A 16784-nucleotide genomic window follows, 5' to 3' on the forward strand; every position below is an offset into this window, starting at 1 on the left:
CGGTGGACTCCTGCTGGGCACCGCGGTGAAGACCACCGCCGCGGTGCCCAGCAGGAGTCCACCGAGGACGAAGAGCAGACCCTGGACCGTCCGGGTCGACGTCTCCGCCGCGCCCGGCGTCGGCGCGGCCGGTCCGTTGAGCGCCCCCGAGCCGCTGGACGTCTCCAGCCGCGTCAACGAGACCGGATGCGCCGGAACGGACGCGGCCACCCCGGCGCGGACGACCGCGGCCAACTCGTCCCGCCGCCGGGAACTGGCCGCCAGCCGTCCGGCCAGCTCGGCGTACGTCCGGCGCGCCCGCTCCACCTCCGGGCCGAGCCGCGCGACCTCCCGGCCCAGCCGGACCACCTCGGCGGCGGTCGGGTCGGGCGGGCGTCGGCAACCGGAGCAACCGGCGCTCAGGTCGGCCGGGGCGCCGCAGGCGGGGCAGGGATAGCCGGTGTCGTCCACGCGGTCATTCTCGAAGCGCCACCGGGGCGCGGCCCAGAGTGCGCGTACTCAGGGGCGGGTGTGCTCGTGCACCCAGGTGGCGTAACCGGGGTCGCCGCTCTCCACCCTGGACACCAGGATCTCCGGAACCTCGTACGGATGGCTGGCCCGGATCTGGTCCACGAGCGCGGAGAGGCGGTCGGGTGCGGTTTTGAACTGCACCGACCACTCGGTGCTGGTCTCCACTCCGGACCGCCACCAGTAGGTGCTGTCCACCTGGCCACCGACCTGCGCGCAGGCGGCGAGCCGGCCGGCGACGGCTGCGGCCGCCAGCACGTCGGCGACCGAACGCGCATCCACCACCGTCGTCACCACGCAGATCTGATCCACGACCGCACCCTACGCGGCGCCGTCCCGATTGGCCGCGATCCAGGCGTCGATCTTCGCCCACCAGTCGTAGAGCCAGTCGATGCGTTCCTGCCGTCCGGTCGGTACGTCCTCCGGCGGCACCGACCAGAACCGCATCACGATCCGCTTGTCCATCGGCAGTTCCCGCCACACGTCGGCGACGGTGAGCATCCGGTCCAGTCCGGTGTGGGCGACGAAGATGACCCCGGCGTCCGGGGCGGCGTCCAACGCGGCGAGCATGCCGCCCGGCTGCGGGGCCAGCACGTGCCGCATCCGCTCCGCGCGCAACGCCATCCGCTCCAGCCCGAGGGAGCGCAGCCGGGCGATGGCGCGCAGCCGACGCTTCGGGGTGAAGTTGCCGCCCTCCGGGAAGATCACGAACGCGTCGTTGTCGTCCAGGCCGGTGGCCAGGTGCCCGACCTGGCGCACCGTCTCCTCGCCGCGCTCGGGAGTCGGCGCGATGAACCGGTTGGGCAGCCGGTTGAGCAGCACGTCGATCGCCGGGTCCCACTGGAGGCTGTCCTTGAGCACGATCCGGGGTTCCCGGTTGAACCAGTTGACCAGCCCATGGATCAGGATGAACGAGTCGCCCGGCCCGGCGTGCCGGCAGAGCACCAGCTCGGGTCGGCCGGGCAGCGCGGTGTCCGGGTCGGTGCCCACCACGTCGATGCGCAGCCGCAGCGCCCAACGGGCCTGCCAGAACAGCACCCGCAGGAACCAGCCGGCCAGCAGGTAGTGCGCGCGCTGGAAGGCCGGCGACCGGCTCCGCCAGCCGAAGCCGGACACGACCCAGAGCACGAAGAGCGCGAGCAGCGCGACGGCGTCCCAGACCAGGTAGACGCAGCCGATCCAGAGCAGTCGCAGCGGACGCAGCCGGCCCGGAACCAGCGGGGAGGCGGCCGCCGCGAGCAGCGCCCAGACCGGCAGGGTGGTCACCACGGTGAGCGCGAGCAGCACCACGCCGGGGGCGAGCAGCGACCGGCGCAGCCACCTGGGCGGCAGCGGCATCACCGCACCACGTTGGTCGCGAGGTAACGCCGGGACGCGGTGTACGCGCGGCTGATCCGCCGCCCCACCGCCGCCATGTCGCGGTACGCCCACGGGGTGTCGTCGCGTGGATTCAGCCCACCGGTCGGCAGGACGTGCACCTCCACCCCCTCGGGCAGCGCGGCCATTTCCCGGAAGAACCGGTGCCGGCGGGAGATCTCGAACGCGACCTGCGCGATCTCCCACGGCCGGCGCGGCGGCGTCAGCTCCCGTTCGATCCGGCCCACCTGGAGGACGAAGATCTGCCTGGCGCCGACGGCCACCGCCTCGCCGATCGGGATGGAGTTGACGATGCCACCGTCCACGTAGTGCGCACCGTCGATCTCGGTGGGCGGGAGCAGGCCCGGCACCGAGGCCGACGCCAGCACGGCCGGCACCACCGGGCCGCTGTCGAACCAGTGCTCGGCGGCCCGCTCGATGTGCGCGGCGCAGCAGCGGAACGGCACCCGCAGGTCGGCGAAGGTGGTGTCGGCCCCCAGCTCGGATTCGAGCACGCGGCGCAGCGGCCGGGGCGAGTGCAGGTGGGTCCGGGCGGCGAAACGGCGCAGCTGTCGGGCGACCGAGTCGCCGTACACCTCGCTGGCCTCCGGCGAGGCCCAGAGCCGCACCAGCCGGTCGGTCACCGCCTCCGACGGGTCGGCCGCGACCAGCGCGCCGTTGACCGCGCCGATCGAGGTGCCGAGCACCATGTCGGGTTGGATGCCGGCGCGGAACAGGGCGCGCAACATGCCCACCTCGACGGCGCCGAGCACTCCCCCGCCCCCGAGTACGAACGCCACCGGTCCCCCCGCCATGCCACCCATCCTGGCACGGGCCCGCCGCCGACCGTTCGGCCACCGCCGCGCGCAGGTGGGCGCATCCCACCTGCCGCCGACCGGTGGCGGGCGGTGCCGGCCGTTGACAGCCAGGACACATTCGCGCAACCTGATACCGCTCCCACCCCGAGGCAGGTGCGATCCGTGAAGGCAGCACTGCATGCGGGCCGGTTGCTGGCCCGTAGGTACCGACTTCTCGACCAGATCGGCGCCGGCGGCATGTCGGTCATCTGGCGCGCCCGGGACGAAGTGCTGGACCGGGTCGTCGCGCTCAAGGTGCTCGCCCCGTCGCTGGCCGCCGACGCCCGGTTCCGGGACATGGTGCGCGAGGAGGCCCGGGCCGCCGCCCAGCTGGTGCACCCGCACGTGACCTCGGTGCACGACTACGGCGAGACCGTCGCCCCCGACGGCGCCATCACCTCCTTCGTGGTGATGGAGCTGCTCAGCGGTGAGGAGTTGAAGCTGCGGCTCACCGAGGGTCCGCTGCCGTGGGGCGAGGCGGTCCAGGTGGGCGCGCAGGTCGCGGACGCGCTGGCCGCCGCGCACCGGCTCGGCATCGTGCACCGGGACATCACCCCGGCGAACGTGATGATGACCGGGGTGGGCGTCAAGGTGCTCGACTTCGGCATCGCGACCCGGATCGGCGCTCCCGACGAGGATGAGGACGGCGGCACCTTCGGCACCCCGGCGTACGTGGCGCCGGAACGACTCGACGGCGCGCCCGCCCAGCCGGCGACGGACGTGTACTCGCTCGGCGTACTGCTGCACGAGGCCCTGACCGGCCGCGTCCCCTACCCGGCGGACACCTGGGAGCAGCTCAGCGACGCGCTGGCCAGCGGCCCGCCGCCGACGCTGGCCGGGCTGCCGGAGCTGCCCCCGGCGGTGGCCCGGATCTGCCTGCGCAGTCTGGCCCGGGATCCGGCCGACCGGCCGACCGCGCGGCAGGTCGCCACTGTGCTGCGTGACCATCTGCTGCCGACCGACACCGCCCCGGCGCCCACGCTGGCCCGGCCGCCGACAGTCCCCGGTCCGGCAACCGGCCACGAGAGTGCGGAGGGACCGGGCGACGAACCAGCCGTGCGGGAGCCGGAGGGTGCCGGGCCGGGCCGGGCCCGCCGACGGCCGGCGCTGCTGCTGATTCCCGCGGCCCTGGCGGTCGGCGTGGCGCTGACCGTCGTGGCCCTGCTGCCCGAAAACCGGGCGACACCGCGGACGCAGCCCACCGCCGGTCCGGTGCCGACCGCGTCGACCGGCCCGCCGGTCACCGGGCCGTCCCGCCCGGCCGCGACACCGTCGGCGCCGCCGAGCACCGGCTCTCCCGCCACCGGGCCGGGCACGCTGGTGGAGGCCGCCAACCGGGTCGACGGGCTGATCGGCGCCGGGTTGACCGCCGGGGAGATCCGCGCCGACGTCGGCCTCGACCTGCGAAACGAGCTACGCAACCTGACCGCCGCGGTCGGCTCGGGCCGAAACGAACTCGGGCCGCCGGTGGCCCGGCTGCGCGAGAAGGTCACGATCCGGCTCGGCGAGGGCGGCATCAGTCCGGCGTACGCGGAGCGACTGGACGCCGCCATCGCCGAGCTGGGTGCTGCCCGGGTCTGATCCGGGCTCCGAGAACAGCGGGCAGGGCGGTCAGCGGACCGCCACCCGGACCGACTCGCGTACGTCGTGCCGGCCGGCGAGGAAGCGTCGGAAGATCTCCTCGTAGCCGTACGCCAACCGCTCGACCGAGAAGTTCTCCGCGACGTGCGCCACGCAGGCCGCCGGGTCGATCCCCTTCGCCGCCCGCAACGCCGCGGGCAGCTCCTCCGGCCGCTCGCAGACCAGCCCGGTCACCCCGGGTCGGACCAGCTCCGGCACGGCGCCACGGTCGAATGCGACCACCGGAGTGCCGGTGGCCATCGCCTCCAACATCACCATGCCGAACGGCTCCTCCCACTGGATCGGCATGATCAGGCAGCGGGCGTCGACCAGCATCCGCAGGGTCTCCGCGCGGTCGGCGTTGAACACGACGGTCACGTCGTCGCCGACCAGCGGCGCGACGACCTGCTCGTAGTACCGGCGTTCGGCCGGCTCGTTGCACTTGCCGGCCAGCAGCAGCGGCAGCCCGGCCGCCCGACACGCCTGGATGGCGACGTCCGGGCCCTTGTCCGGGCTGAACCGGGCCAGCCACAGCACCGGCCCGGGGCCGGGCGCGGTCTTGCGCGGAAACCCGCGCAGGTCCAGCGCGTTGTGCACGGTGCCGGCCCAGGGCAGGACCGGGTTGAGCCGGCGCTGGGCGTGCGAGATGGCCACCAGGGCGACGTCCCGGTCGACCTCGCCGAGCACGTCGCCGTACTCCCCCACCGGGTTGCCGTGCACCGTCGCCACCGTCGGCACGGCCCGGCGACCGGCCACGAGTGGGCCGATCGTGGTGTGGTCGTGGATCACGTCGAAATCGCCCGCCGTGATCATCCGATTGACCCGGGCCAGGTGTGCCAGCTCGGGCAACGACTCGCCGAGGCGGGGGTACTGGACCTCGGGCACGGTGGAGACGAAGTCGCCGGCGGCGGTGCCGTGGTGTCGGCCGGCACCGAACAGCGTCACCTCGTGGCCGTGCCCGGTCAGCGCGTCCACCAGCCCCGCGACCACCTGCTCCAGGCCGCCGTAGCCGGGCGGCGGCACGGACAGCCATGGCGGCACCACCATCGCGATGCGCAACGGCCGCTCCGAGGCACGGGCGGCGGGCGGGTGGTTCACGGCCACGAGTCCTCCCCGTTGGTCCCCGGTCCGGTGTCGCCGTTGGTCGGAATGGTCGGCGGCGGTTTCCCCGTCCCGTGGCCGGTAAACCGGACAAGGCGGACGATCACCCGCCGACCAGGAGCTGGTCGTGGACGACCCGCACCCCCGGCGCCGACCAGGCCACCCGCTCGACCTGGTCGCGTTCCCACCACGAGCGGACCACCCCGGCGAGGACCAGCGTGTCGCCGTCCACCTCGACCGTCACCCGATCGGCGCCGATCGTGCGCAGCAGCGCCCGCTGGACGTCCCGTCGCAGCCGGTCGCCGGCCGGTGGCGCCGGCGGACGCACCTCGACCAGGTTGGTGATCCCCCGCAAGCCGTCCAACCGGCGTAGCTCACCCTCGGCGGTACGGCGCTGCCACCCGAACTCGACCTCGCCGCGGAGCATCAGCCAGCCGTTGGCCACGGTCACGTCCAGCCGTTCGGCCGGCACGAAGCTGTCCCATTCCAGCGCCCGGCTGGCGGCGATGGCGATCTCGGCGTCGGTACGCCCCGGCGTGCCCGGCAGCCGCACCTCGATCTCGTCGGCCACCACCCGGACCCCGCGGACCCGCTGCGCGCAGCGGACCGCCGCCCAACCGCGGGCAGCCCCGTCCACGAACCCGGTCAGGGTGACGACCCCCCGGTCGACGGTCACGCCGATCTCGTTCGGTTGCAGCCGCGCGTCCCAGGCCAGCTCGGCCAGGACGTCGCGCTGGATCCGCTCGTCGTCGCGGACATCCGTCGCCGTGCTCATGGCATCCACCCCCCGTACGTCGCGGTCTCGCCCGCCGAACGTGCCCGGCGTACGGGTGACGGCGGTTCACCCGATCCGGGTGAACCGCCGTCCGGGCGGAAAAGAGCGGCGGGTGACGGAGCCAACCCCCTTGGCCCCGCCACCCGCCGCCGGAGGGAGGAGGCAGGTTCAGATGATGGTCAGGACGTCTCGGCGAGCGTCACGGTCACCGACTTGTCGGCGCCGTCGCGCTTGAACTGCACCTCGACCCGGTCGCCGACCTTGCCGGCCTGCACCGCGCCGACCAGGTCGTCGGAGTCGTTGACGGCCTTGTCGCCGAACCGGGTGATCACGTCACCCCGCTGAAGGCCGGCCTTCTCGGCCGGGCTGCCCGGGGTGACCGACGCGACCAGGGCGCCGCCGCCGTCGGCCTGGTTGACGCCGACGCCGAGCGACGGGTGGCTGACCTTCTCGCCGCGCTGGAGCTTGCCCGCGACGTCCTTGGCCTTGTTGCTGGGGATCGCGAACCCGACGCCGATGTTGCCGGTGCTCTGCCCGGAGGTGGCGATGGCGGTGTTGACGCCGATCACCTCGCCACGGGTGTTGACCAGGGCGCCACCGGAGTTGCCGGGGTTGATCGGGGCATCGGTCTGGAGCAGGCCGGAGATCGAGCTGACCGCCTGGCCCTGCTGGTTCGGGTCCTGCGGCTGGCCCTGCTGGTTCGGGTCCTGCGGCTGGCCCTCGCCGGCCCGGATGGTGCGGTCCCGGGCGCTGAGGATGCCCGCGGTCACCGAGCCCTGCAGACCGAGCGGGCTGCCCAGGGCCAGCACCTGGTCGCCGACCTGCATGCCGTCGCTGTCGCCGAAGGTGGCCGGCTTGAGGTTGCTCACCCCGCTGGCCTTCACCACGGCCAGGTCGGTCTTCGGATCGGTGCCGACGATCTTCGCCTGTGCGTTCTTGCCGTCGGCGAAGACGACCTGCACCGTGTCGCCGGCGGCGGAGGCCACCACGTGGTTGTTGGTGAGCACGTAGCCGTCGGCGCTGAGCACCACGCCGGAGCCCTCGCCGCTGGTGGTGGCGATGGAGACGACGCTGTCCTGCACGGAGGCGGCGATCTTCGGCAGGTCGGCGCTGTTGAGCACCGGGGCGGCGGAGTAGGTGCGGGTGATGCCGCCGCCGTCGCCGTCGAGGGCGAGCGCGAGCGCGCCGCCGGCCACACCGGAGCCGAGCATGAGGGCGAACACCGCGACACCGGCGCCGGCGAACTTGGCGATCCGGCCGGGCCGGGGCCCGGTGCCGGGCGGGTTGGCCTGCGGGCCCCACGGCGGCACCGGCTGGCCCGGGTGCTGCTGGTGCTGGCCCGGGTGCTGCTGGTGCTGGCCCAGGTGCTGGGGGTGACCCGGGTGCTGCTGCTGGTACGCCACGCCCGGCTGGCCCCCGCCTGCCCAGCCGGACTGCTGCTGACCGGGGTACCAGGGGGCGCCGGGGTACCGGCCGGCGGTCGGCTGCGGGTAGCCGTGCTGGCCGGGCGCCGGGTGGCCGGAGACCGGGTACGGCGGCGCGGAGTGGGTGCCGGTGGGGGGCTCGTACCCGGTCGGCTGCCCGGCGGCCGGGGGCGCGCTGGCCTGCTGGCCGGCGTACCCCGTGGGCACGGTGGGCTCGGCGGGCACGGTCGGGTTGGCGGCGGTCGCCGCGTCGTCGGTGGTCGAGACGACGGGGACAGGAGTGGTCGGGGAGTCGGACTGCGCGCGCTCGTCGCGCGGCAGCTCGGCGGTGGGGTGCGACGGCTCGGCGTCGGTGGGGGCCGGCCGGCGCTGCGGGTCGGACTCGAACTCGGTCATGGAACTACCTTCTCCCCGGCCACTGCGACCAACCTGGAACCGTCCTGGAAGTTGCCTGAAAAGTCATTCGCCGACGCCGTCGTCCTGCGGCACCTGCGGCAGCCGGACCCGGAAGGTGGCGCCACCGCCCGGAGTCTCCACCACCTCGACCGTGCCGTGGTGGGCGGCGACCAACGCCGCCACGATGGCCAGGCCGAGGCCGGTGCCGGTGTTGCCGTCGGCACGCCGGGTCCGCGCCGCGTCGGCCCGGTAGAACCGCTCGAAGACCCGTTCCGCCTGTTCCGGGGAGAGCCCCGGGCCGGTGTCGGCCACCTCCACCACGGCGAGGTTTCCCGGCTCGGCGCGCAACCGCAGGCTGATCTCGGCCTCCGGTGGGGTGTGGGTCAGGGCATTGGTGACCAGGTTGCCGATCACCTGACGCAGCCGCGCGTCGTCGGCGAAGACGACCAGGGGGCCCGAGCCGGGCTCGATCTCCAGCTCGATCCTCCGGTCCGGGGCCATCGCCCGGGCGGCCTGCACCGCGTCGGAGGCGAGCACCGGCAGCTCGACCGGGGCCAGCGAGAGCGGCCGTTCCCGGTCCAGGCGGGCGAGCAGCAGCAGGTCCTCCACCAGCAGCCCCATCCGGGCCGCCTCGTCCTCGATCCGGCGCAGGAGGCCGGCGGTCTGCTCCGGCGCCCGGGCGGCGCCCTGCCGGTACAGCTCGGCGAAGCCACGGATGGTGGTCAGCGGGGTCCGCAGCTCGTGCGACGCGTCCGCGACGAACTGCCGCATCCGCTCCTCGGAGCGCCGGGCCCGCGCCTCGGACGCCTGCGCGGCGACCGCCGCGTCCCGGGCGGCGCTCTCGGCCGAGCGCGCGGCGGTCTCCGAGGCGGCCCGGGCGGTGAACGCCGCCTCGATCTGGGTGAGCATCGCGTTCAGGGCACGGGAGAGCCGGCCCAACTCGGAGGAGGGATGTTCCTGTCCCTGCTCCGGGTCGGGTACCCGGCGGGTCAGGTCACCCCCGGCGATGGCGGCGGCGGTTCGTTCGATCTCGACGAGGGGCTTGAGGCTGGTCCGCACGATCGCCGCGCCGACCGAGGCCAGCATGATCAGCACTGCCCCGCCGACCAGCAGGTCGATCCAGGCCAGTCGTTTGACGGCGAGGTCGACATCGGTCAGGTGCTGGCCGATCACGGCCATCTGGCCGTTCGGCAGCTCGATGTAGAGCATCCGCCAGCGCACCGAGCTGTCCCGGGCCCGAACGGTGAACGGAATTCCCTCGCGGGCCTCGTCCTGCGCCTGGAAACCGCTCGCGTCGCTTGGCCACGGAGGCAGATCGTCCACCCCGAAGCGGGACGAGTCGTACAGGGGCACCTGCACCTTGCCGGTCCGCACGTCGGTCAGCACGACCACGTAGTCGCTGGGCAGCGAGACGGTGTTCGTCGACGGCGTGATGGACTGGATTCCCTTGGCCGTGATGGACTGGATTCCCTTGGCAGAGCTACGCAGCTCCAGGTCGATCTGGTCGACCAGGTAGTTGTGCAGGAAGTACGCGGTCGAGACGCTGATCACCAGCAGCGCCACGGCGACCAGTGCCAGCACCGAGGTGACCAGCTTGATCCGCAGCGGAACGCCGCGCACCCGTCCCTTCGCCTGCTGGACCGGGTTCACGCCGCCGGCTTGCGCAGCACGTACCCGACGCCGCGGAGGGTGTGGATGAGCCGGGGCTGGCTGGTGTCGACCTTGCGTCGCAGGTAGGAGATGTAGGACTCGACGATGTTGTCGTCGCCGCGGAAGTCGTAGTTCCAGACGTGGTCGAGGATCTGCGCCTTGGACAGCACCCGGTTGGCGTTGAGCATCAGGTACCGCAGCAGCTTGAACTCGGTCGGCGACAGCTGCACCCGCTGCCCGGCCCGGTGCACCTCGTGGGTCTCCTCGTCCAGCTCCAGGTCGGCGAAGGTGAGCCGGGAGGGGGCCTGCTCGCCGGTGGTGGTGCGGCGCAGCACGGCGCGGATCCGGGCGGTCAGCTCCTCCAGGCTGAACGGCTTGGTGACGTAGTCGTCGCCGCCCAGGGTCAACCCACGGATCTTGTCGTCGGTGGCGTCCCGGGCGGTCAGGAACACCACCGGGGTACGCGTACCGCCCTCGCGGAGCATCCGGATGACCTCGAAGCCGTCGAGGTCCGGCAGCATCACGTCGAGCACGACCAGGTCGGGCCGGTGGTCCTTGGCGGCGTTTAGGGCCGCGCTGCCGCTGGTCGCGGTGGCCACGTCGAAGCCCGCGAAGCGCAGGCTCGCGGACAGCAGTTCGAGGATGTTCGGGTCGTCCTCGACGACGAGCAGTCGCGCCTCGGTCTGGGTAGCGGGCATGTGCCCATCATCGGTGACCTCACTGCACCGGCGCTGGACGCTTCCTGCAAAAATCCTGTGAGTCGCCGGCCGCCGTCGCGCGTGCCGGCGGCGTCGGTCAGCGCAGCAGTCGGCGCAGCCCGTCCAGCGCGCCGTCGAGCAGCCGGATCGCGGTACGCAGCTGGGTGTCGCTGAACTGCCGGGCCCGCGCCAGCCGGCCCACCTCGGCGGTGAACGCGGCCAGCCGCTGGTCGAGCTCGTCGAGCAGTCCCGCGCGGGGCCCGTTCGCGGCCGCCGGACCGCGCGGCGGGGCCGGAGGCTCCCATCGGGTACGGCGGGTCTGCCGGGCGGCCGCGCTCAGCTCCCGCTTGAGGTCGCGCACCGAGCCGCTCACCTCGCTGCGGATCTCGCCGGCCAGGGTGGAGAGGTCCGCCACCGAGGCGGCGATGTCCGCCTCCAGGGTGCTCAGCTCGCCGGCTCGTTGGCGCAGCTCGTCGCGGCCGGCGTCGGTGATGCCGTACGTCTTGCGGCCTCCGGCGGCGGTGTGGCTGACCAGCCCCTCGGCCTCCAGCCGTTGCAGGCGGGGGTAGATGGTGCCGGCGCTGGGCGCGTAGAGGCCGAGGAACCGGTCCTCCAGCAGGCGGATCAGCTCGTAGCCGTGCTTCGGACCGTCGTCGAGGAGTTTGAGCAGGTAGAGCCGGAGCCGGCCGTGGCTGAACACGGCGGTCACGGCAGCTCCTCCTGGTCGTCGTCCACCGGCCGGGCGAGTAGCGCGATGCTCCCCGAGGTCGCGGAGGCCCAGAGCTTACCCTCGCCGGCGCCGAGCACCCCCTCGCTGTTGGCCAGCGGGAACGTCGAGGTGCGCACCTGGGGAAACCCGCTGGTGATCCGGCCCGAGGCGGTGTGCAGCCGTACGTCGAGGTCGCTGTCCTCCCGGATCCGGACGGTGATGCCGCCCGAGATGGTGGTGAGCCGGATCTCGCTGCGGCGGGGGTTGTCCAGGTCGCAGGTGATGGCTCCCGAGACGGTCTGCGCCCGCACCCGGTCGGCGGCGCTGTCGGCGAGGATCACCTCACCGGAGACCGTCTCCAGGCTGAGGTCGCCGCCCACGCCGAGCGCCTCCACCGGCCCCGAGGTGATCTTCGCGAAGGTGCTGCCACGCAGCCCCATCAGGGTGATCTGGCCGGCGGTCACGTCGACCGTGGTCTGCCGGCGCAGCCCGGAGGCCACCAGTGAACCGGCGACCAGACCCAGGTCTGCGACGACGTCGGCGGGCACCGCCACGGAGACGTCCACCCGCGGGTACCGCGTGATCGATCGCATCCACCGCAGGGCGTCCGCCCAGCCCCGGCCGCGTTCCTGGCGGATGGTGAGCCGGCCGTCGGAGTGGGTGACCAGGACGGGTCGGCGGCCGACCCGGGTGACGTCGACCCGGGCCGGGCCGTCGGTGGCGACCACGTTGAGCCGCCCGCTCACCAGTCGGACGTCCAACCGGGTGACCGGGCCGTCCACGGTGAGCCGCTGCGGGCTGTCGACCGTCCATCCGGTCATGGCGTCCTCCCCTCGACGACGCGTCGACGCGCGTCCGATGGAAGGAACAGTAACGCGATACATCGCGACAGCACAAGACTGTCGCGAGTCGGGCCCACGTGCTCCGATGAGCGCGATACCTCTGAGTCATGTTTATGCCTCAGAGGTATCGCGGGGACCAGAGCAGGTATGGCCGACCGAGCGACGGCTCCCGTCAGGCCGCCAGGTCCAGCTCCCCGCCGGCGGCCGGCGGCAGCGCGGAAGCCGCCGGGGTCATGGTGGGCACCGGGCGCAGCCGGGCCCGCGCCGCGGCACCCGCCGGGGGCGGCAGGTGTACGGCCGACTCGGCGGCCCGGGCCAGCAACCGCCGGTCGGCGTCGCGGGCCGGATGCAGTGCGGCACCGACCGTCACCGTCACCACCAGCCCCCGCGCCGCGACCACCCGGGCGACCGAGCGCAGCAGGGTGTCCGCACCGAGGAAGGCGGCGGCCGTGGTGGCCGTTCCGGTGGCTTCGCACCGGTGCGCCAGTCGCAGCGGCACCACCGGGCTACCGGTGTCGATGGCCGCCTGGAACGTCGCGGGCCGGAACCCGCCGCCGGGGCGGCAGTCGGCCGCACGGTCCCCGGCGCACCAGGTCGTACCCTCCGGAAAGACCGCGACCGACCGGCCGGCGCGCAGCGCGTCGGCGACCCGGCGCACGGTGGCCGGCAGCGCCCGTGGCCGGGACCGGTCCACGAAGACCGTGCCCGCCGCCGCGGCCAGCAGACCCACCACCGGCCAGGAGCGGATCTCCCGCTTCGCCACCATCCGGGTCGGCGCTACCGCCAGCACCGCGAGGATGTCGAGCCACGACACGTGGTTGGCGACCAGCAGCGCGCGCCGCCGGGGCGGTCGGCCCCGGATCACCAGCCGGACGCCGAAGGCGCGCGCGGTGCCCCGGGCCCAGCCGCGGACCGCCGCCTGCCGCTCCGGCCCCGGCAGAACGGGCAGCAGCACCACCAGGCCCACGCCGGCCAGCAGCATGCCGGCCGCGGCGACCAACCGGAGCACCCGGCGGGCCACCGGCACCGTGGGCACCTCGCCGGCCGCCGGCAGGCACTCCTCGTCACAGCCGGACGAGGGCCGCCACAGGTCGTGCGGCGCGGCGGTCACCGGTCCACCCCGCCCAGGAAGTGCCGCAGGTAGCGCGGATTCATCCGGTCCAGCGAGAAGAGCACGTAGAAGTCCGCCACCCCGAAGTCGGGGTCGTACGACGGCTCGCCGCAGATCCACGCGCCGAGCCGGAGGTAGCCACGCAACAGTGGCGGCACCGCGGCACGGCCGACCGGGTCGGCGGCCACCGAGCCAGCGGCGGCGGCCGGCTCGTCGAACCACGGCCGCAGCGGGCGGACCCGCAGCGGAGGCGGCGCCAGGTGCCGGGCCCGGACCTGCGCCCACACCTCGGCCACCGCCCGGCCACCGTCGGCCACCGGCACCGAGGCGCAGCCGCCGAGCCAGCGCGAGCCGCGCAGGTGCAGGTACCGGGTGATGCCGGCCCACATCAGGTTGATCACCGCGCCCGAGCGGTGGTCCGGGTGCACACAGGACCGGCCCGCCTCGACCAGGTCGTCGCGGAGCGGATCGAGCGCGGCGAGGTCGAACTCGTCCTCGGCGTACCGCCGGTTGGTGCGGCCGGGAGGCAGCAGCCGGTACGTACCGACCACCTCGCCGGTGCTCTCCTGGCGGACGATCAGATGGTCGCAGTGGGCGTCGAAGGGTTCCACGTCCATCCCGGTTTCGCTCGGGCGGAGGGTGGCGCCGAGCTCGGTGGCGAACACCTCGTGACGCAGGCGTTGCGCGGCCGCGACCTGGGTCGGGTCGTCGGCGATCAGCAGGGTGTATCCGCTGGTCGTCAGGGGTGCGCCAGCGGCATGCAGAACGGCCATGGGATCTGTGTAGGTGCCCGGGGTTGCCATCGGCGGTGACCACCGTGTCGATCGGATGAACGCCGGCCGGCGGATGCGCCCGACGGCGGCCGTGCGAGGCTGCCGGACGGACCCGGCGACGGCGCCGGCACGCCCCACCGGAGGTCGACGATGCGCATCGAGTCCCGCTACAACGGGCCGCCCGGCTCCGGCAACGGCGGCTGGAGCGCCGGAGTCTTCGCCACCGCGGCGGGCGGCACCGGCCCGGTCGAGGTGACGCTGCGCCGGCCACCACCGCTGGAGACGGCGCTGAGGATCATCGACGGCGAGGTCCGTGACCCGGCCGGCGAACTGGTGGCCGAGGTCCGTCCGGCCGGGGCGGTGGACGCCGTCGTACCGCCGGTCGACCGGGACACCGCGGTCGACGCCGCGACCCGCTACCCCGGCCTGGTCGAACATCCGTTCCCCGACTGCTACGTCTGCGGTCCGCGCCGGGCCGACGGGCTGCGGATCTTCCCTGGCCGCCTGCCGGACGGCCGGACCGCCGCCCCGTTCCGGGCGCCGGAGCAGGTCAGCGACGCCACGGTCTGGGCGGCGCTGGACTGTCCGGGTGGCTGGACGGTGCTCGCGCCCGGCCGCCCGTACCTGCTGGGCCGGATCGCCGCCGTGGTCACCGCGTTGCCGGCGCCGGGCGACGAGTGCGTGGTGACGGGTGCGCTGATCCACGCCCAGGGGCGCAAGGCCCTCGTCCACACCAGCCTGTACGGACCGGACGGCGCACTGCTCGGCGTTGCCCGGGCCACCTGGATCGCCCGCTGACCCGCTCCATCGTCCGCGGGGAGGACCCGCCTCCACCCCAAGGCGGACCACGCCGTACGGACCGTGCCTGATTGACCTTGTTGCTCGGGGCCGTCACGCTGTGCCACGGCGTACCTCGACGCCGCACACGGGAGGAGAACGATGACTGACGGGCAGCGAAGCCCCACCAGCGACGGTCAGATCACGGTGTCCGGTCTGACGAAGCAGTACAAGAACGTCCGGGCGGTGAACAACCTGTCCTTCACCGTCGCGCCGGGGCGGGTGACCGGCTTCCTCGGCCCGAACGGCGCCGGCAAGACCACCACGCTGCGCATGTTGCTGAACCTGGTCACGCCGACCGCCGGCACGGCCACCATCAGCGGCCACCGGTACGCCGACCTCTCCGACCCGCTGCGGCACGTCGGGGCGATCCTGGAGGCGTCCAGCGCGCACAAGGGCCGCACCGGCATCAACCACCTGCGGGTGATCTGCGCGGCGGCCGGGCTGCCCAAGCAGCGGGCCGACGAGGCGCTGGCCCTGGTCGGGTTGACCCCGGCGGCGAAGCGCAAGTTCAAGGGTTACTCGCTGGGCATGAAGCAGCGGCTCGGCATCGCCGCCGCCATGCTCGGTGACCCCCGGGTGCTGATCCTGGACGAGCCCGCGAACGGGCTCGACCCGGAGGGCATCCGGTGGATGCGCGGGTTCCTCAAGAACCTCGCCCACGAGGGTCGCACCGTGCTGGTCTCCAGCCACCTGCTGTCGGAGATGCAGTTGCTCGCCGACGACGTGGTGATCATCGCGGCCGGGCAGCTGGTCCGCCAGGGCCCGGTCGACCAGGTCCTCGGGTCGATGGCGCAGGGCGCTCGGGTCCGGGTCCGCACCCCGCACGCCGAGGCGCTGATCACCGCGCTGAAGGCGCAGTCGGCCACCGTCGACACCGACGAGCAGGGTGTCCTGCTGGTCGGCGGGGTGGACGCCCCGACGATCGGCCGCGCCGCCCTGACCGCCGGGGTCGAGCTGCACGAACTGACCACCGAACGGCCCGACCTGGAACGGGTCTTCCTGGAGCTGACGGCCGGAAAGGCGGGCATCCGATGAACCTGATCCGAGCCGAACTGCTCAAGATCCGTACCACCAACACCTGGTGGATCTTCGCGCTCATCAGCCTGCCGCTCTGGGCGCTCACCCTGCTCATCAACTGGTTGCAGGCGGACGCCCTGACGAGCGGGAACCTCGGCGAGGTGCCACCCGACCAGGTCGACACCCTGGCGGCCGCGGCCAGTCCGGACGCGCTCTCGTCGAACCTGTTCACCACCGGGCAGTTCTTCGGTCTGCTGATCGTGATGCTGCTCGGCATCATCGTGGTGACCAGTGAGTTCTTCCACCAGACGGTGACCACCACGTTCCTCACCACGCCGCACCGCACCGCGGTGATGAGCGCCAAGCTCGCCGCGGCTGGTCTGCTGGCGCTGCTGTTCTGGCTGGTCACCACCGCGCTCAACCTGCTCGCCGGCGCGGCGGTGCTGAACGCCGTTGGGGTCGGCTCGCAACTGGGCAACGACGCGGCCTGGCGCGCGATCGGGTTGAACCTGCTCGCGTACCTGCTCTGGGCGGTGTTCGGCGTCGGCATCGGCGTGCTGATCCGCAGCCAGATCGGCGCGACCGTGACCGGCATCCTGCTCTACCTCGGTGGCTCGATCGGCGCCATCGTGGTGATCAGCATCCTGGCCGCCCGCTGGGGCGACTGGATCAACAACCTGCAACTGCTGGTGCCGTCGCTGGCCTCGTCGCTGATGGTCACCGGGGCGGACATCCCCGGCAACCCGCCGCGCTGGGCCGGCGCCCTCGTGCTGATCGGGTACGCGGTGATCACCGGCCTGGTCGGCACCCTGCTGATGCGCCGGCGCGACATCTCCTGACCCGGATCGTCCCGGGGTGGCGGCGGCTCGGTCGCCACCCCGGGGCGGCCCGGTCGTGGGCCTGCTCTCGTGCCGCGTCGGCGGCTCACCCGCCCGGGCAGCCCCGGCCGCCGCTGATCGGGACGCAGTGGCCGACCGGCGGGTCCGGTTCCTGATCGGCCGGGGTGTGACCGACCAGGGTGCTGGTCGCCATGCTGCCGGCGAGCGCGACCGCCAGGTAGAGCAGCGCCATCCCACCGAACGCCCAGCCGAAGTGCCGCCGCCAGCCC

16 protein-coding genes and 2 pseudogenes are annotated in these 16784 nt (G+C 73.6%); 4 read left to right on the top strand and 14 right to left on the bottom strand.

The features are described from left to right. The 4 genes and pseudogenes from EAD89_RS25965 to EAD89_RS25980 all read right to left on the bottom strand — a co-directional run. Positions 1 to 450, bottom strand: a pseudogene (locus EAD89_RS25965) (hypothetical protein); the annotation flags it as partial. Positions 451 to 498: 48 nt separating this feature from the next. After that, positions 499 to 819, bottom strand: coding sequence for a divalent-cation tolerance protein CutA (cutA, locus tag EAD89_RS25970; RefSeq protein ID WP_089019179.1), 321 nt, complete (start codon positions 817 to 819; stop codon positions 499 to 501). 9 nt (positions 820 to 828) lie between these two features. Next, a complete protein-coding gene (locus EAD89_RS25975; protein WP_121656716.1) occupies positions 829 to 1845 on the bottom strand; it encodes a 1-acyl-sn-glycerol-3-phosphate acyltransferase in 1017 nt (338 codons plus the stop codon). Next, positions 1845 to 2678, bottom strand: a complete 834-nt coding sequence (locus EAD89_RS25980) for a patatin-like phospholipase family protein (protein ID WP_121656715.1) — start codon at positions 2676 to 2678, stop codon at positions 1845 to 1847. Before EAD89_RS25980 ends, EAD89_RS25975 begins: the two co-directional genes overlap by 1 nt. A gap of 165 nt (positions 2679 to 2843) precedes the next feature. Here EAD89_RS25980 and EAD89_RS25985 point away from each other — a divergent pair, with 165 nt between their 5' ends. After that, positions 2844 to 4301, top strand: a complete 1458-nt coding sequence (locus tag EAD89_RS25985) for a serine/threonine-protein kinase (RefSeq protein ID WP_121677539.1) — start codon at positions 2844 to 2846, stop codon at positions 4299 to 4301. A gap of 30 nt (positions 4302 to 4331) precedes the next feature. On the opposite strand, the gene EAD89_RS25990 is transcribed toward EAD89_RS25985, so the two are convergent. The 9 genes from EAD89_RS25990 to EAD89_RS26030 form a co-directional block, all read right to left on the bottom strand. Beyond that, entirely contained in the window at positions 4332 to 5387 is a 1056-nt protein-coding gene (locus tag EAD89_RS25990; protein ID WP_233579126.1) for a glycosyltransferase family 4 protein, read from the bottom strand. 157 nt (positions 5388 to 5544) lie between these two features. Beyond that, on the bottom strand, positions 5545 to 6216 hold the full coding sequence (locus tag EAD89_RS25995; protein ID WP_121677541.1) for a BON domain-containing protein: 672 nt from the start codon (positions 6214 to 6216) through the stop codon (positions 5545 to 5547). 179 nt (positions 6217 to 6395) lie between these two features. Beyond that, positions 6396 to 8036, bottom strand: coding sequence for a trypsin-like peptidase domain-containing protein (locus EAD89_RS26000; RefSeq protein WP_121677542.1), 1641 nt, complete (start codon positions 8034 to 8036; stop codon positions 6396 to 6398). 63 nt (positions 8037 to 8099) lie between these two features. Continuing rightward, positions 8100 to 9686 carry a cell wall metabolism sensor histidine kinase WalK gene (locus EAD89_RS26005; RefSeq protein ID WP_121677543.1) on the bottom strand — a complete coding sequence of 529 codons (1587 nt, stop codon included), beginning with the start codon at positions 9684 to 9686 and terminating at the stop codon, positions 8100 to 8102. Continuing rightward, the gene (locus tag EAD89_RS26010; RefSeq protein WP_074314148.1) at positions 9683 to 10384 is read right to left on the bottom strand and encodes a response regulator transcription factor; all 702 of its coding nucleotides are present in this window, start codon (positions 10382 to 10384) and stop codon (positions 9683 to 9685) included. Before EAD89_RS26010 ends, EAD89_RS26005 begins: the two co-directional genes overlap by 4 nt. A gap of 97 nt (positions 10385 to 10481) precedes the next feature. Continuing rightward, entirely contained in the window at positions 10482 to 11093 is a 612-nt protein-coding gene (locus EAD89_RS26015) for a PadR family transcriptional regulator (protein ID WP_121656709.1), read from the bottom strand. Next, complete coding sequence (locus tag EAD89_RS26020; RefSeq protein ID WP_121677544.1) at positions 11090 to 11914, bottom strand: DUF4097 family beta strand repeat-containing protein; 825 nt, start codon at positions 11912 to 11914, stop codon at positions 11090 to 11092. Before EAD89_RS26020 ends, EAD89_RS26015 begins: the two co-directional genes overlap by 4 nt. Positions 11915 to 12107: 193 nt before the next feature. Next, positions 12108 to 13046 carry a 1-acyl-sn-glycerol-3-phosphate acyltransferase gene (locus EAD89_RS26025; RefSeq protein ID WP_121677545.1) on the bottom strand — a complete coding sequence of 313 codons (939 nt, stop codon included), beginning with the start codon at positions 13044 to 13046 and terminating at the stop codon, positions 12108 to 12110. Continuing rightward, entirely contained in the window at positions 13043 to 13819 is a 777-nt protein-coding gene (locus EAD89_RS26030) for a GNAT family N-acetyltransferase (RefSeq protein ID WP_121677546.1), read from the bottom strand. Before EAD89_RS26030 ends, EAD89_RS26025 begins: the two co-directional genes overlap by 4 nt. Before the next feature lie 150 nt (positions 13820 to 13969). On the opposite strand from EAD89_RS26030, the gene EAD89_RS26035 reads away from it, so the two are divergent. From EAD89_RS26035 to EAD89_RS26045, 3 genes are all read left to right on the top strand, one after another. After that, entirely contained in the window at positions 13970 to 14617 is a 648-nt protein-coding gene (locus EAD89_RS26035) for a hypothetical protein (protein WP_121677547.1), read from the top strand. Positions 14618 to 14758: 141 nt separating this feature from the next. Next, on the top strand, positions 14759 to 15694 hold the full coding sequence (locus EAD89_RS26040) for an ABC transporter ATP-binding protein (protein ID WP_121656415.1): 936 nt from the start codon (positions 14759 to 14761) through the stop codon (positions 15692 to 15694). Further along, on the top strand, positions 15691 to 16515 hold the full coding sequence (locus EAD89_RS26045; protein WP_121656414.1) for an ABC transporter permease: 825 nt from the start codon (positions 15691 to 15693) through the stop codon (positions 16513 to 16515). The genes EAD89_RS26040 and EAD89_RS26045 overlap by 4 nt, the downstream gene beginning before the upstream one ends. Before the next feature lie 85 nt (positions 16516 to 16600). On the opposite strand, the pseudogene EAD89_RS26050 reads toward EAD89_RS26045, so the two are convergent. Beyond that, positions 16601 to 16784: pseudogene (locus EAD89_RS26050) on the bottom strand (hypothetical protein); the annotation flags it as partial.

It is taken from the genome of Micromonospora sp. BL4, assembly GCF_003667505.1.
Lineage (GTDB): Bacteria > Actinomycetota > Actinomycetes > Mycobacteriales > Micromonosporaceae > Micromonospora.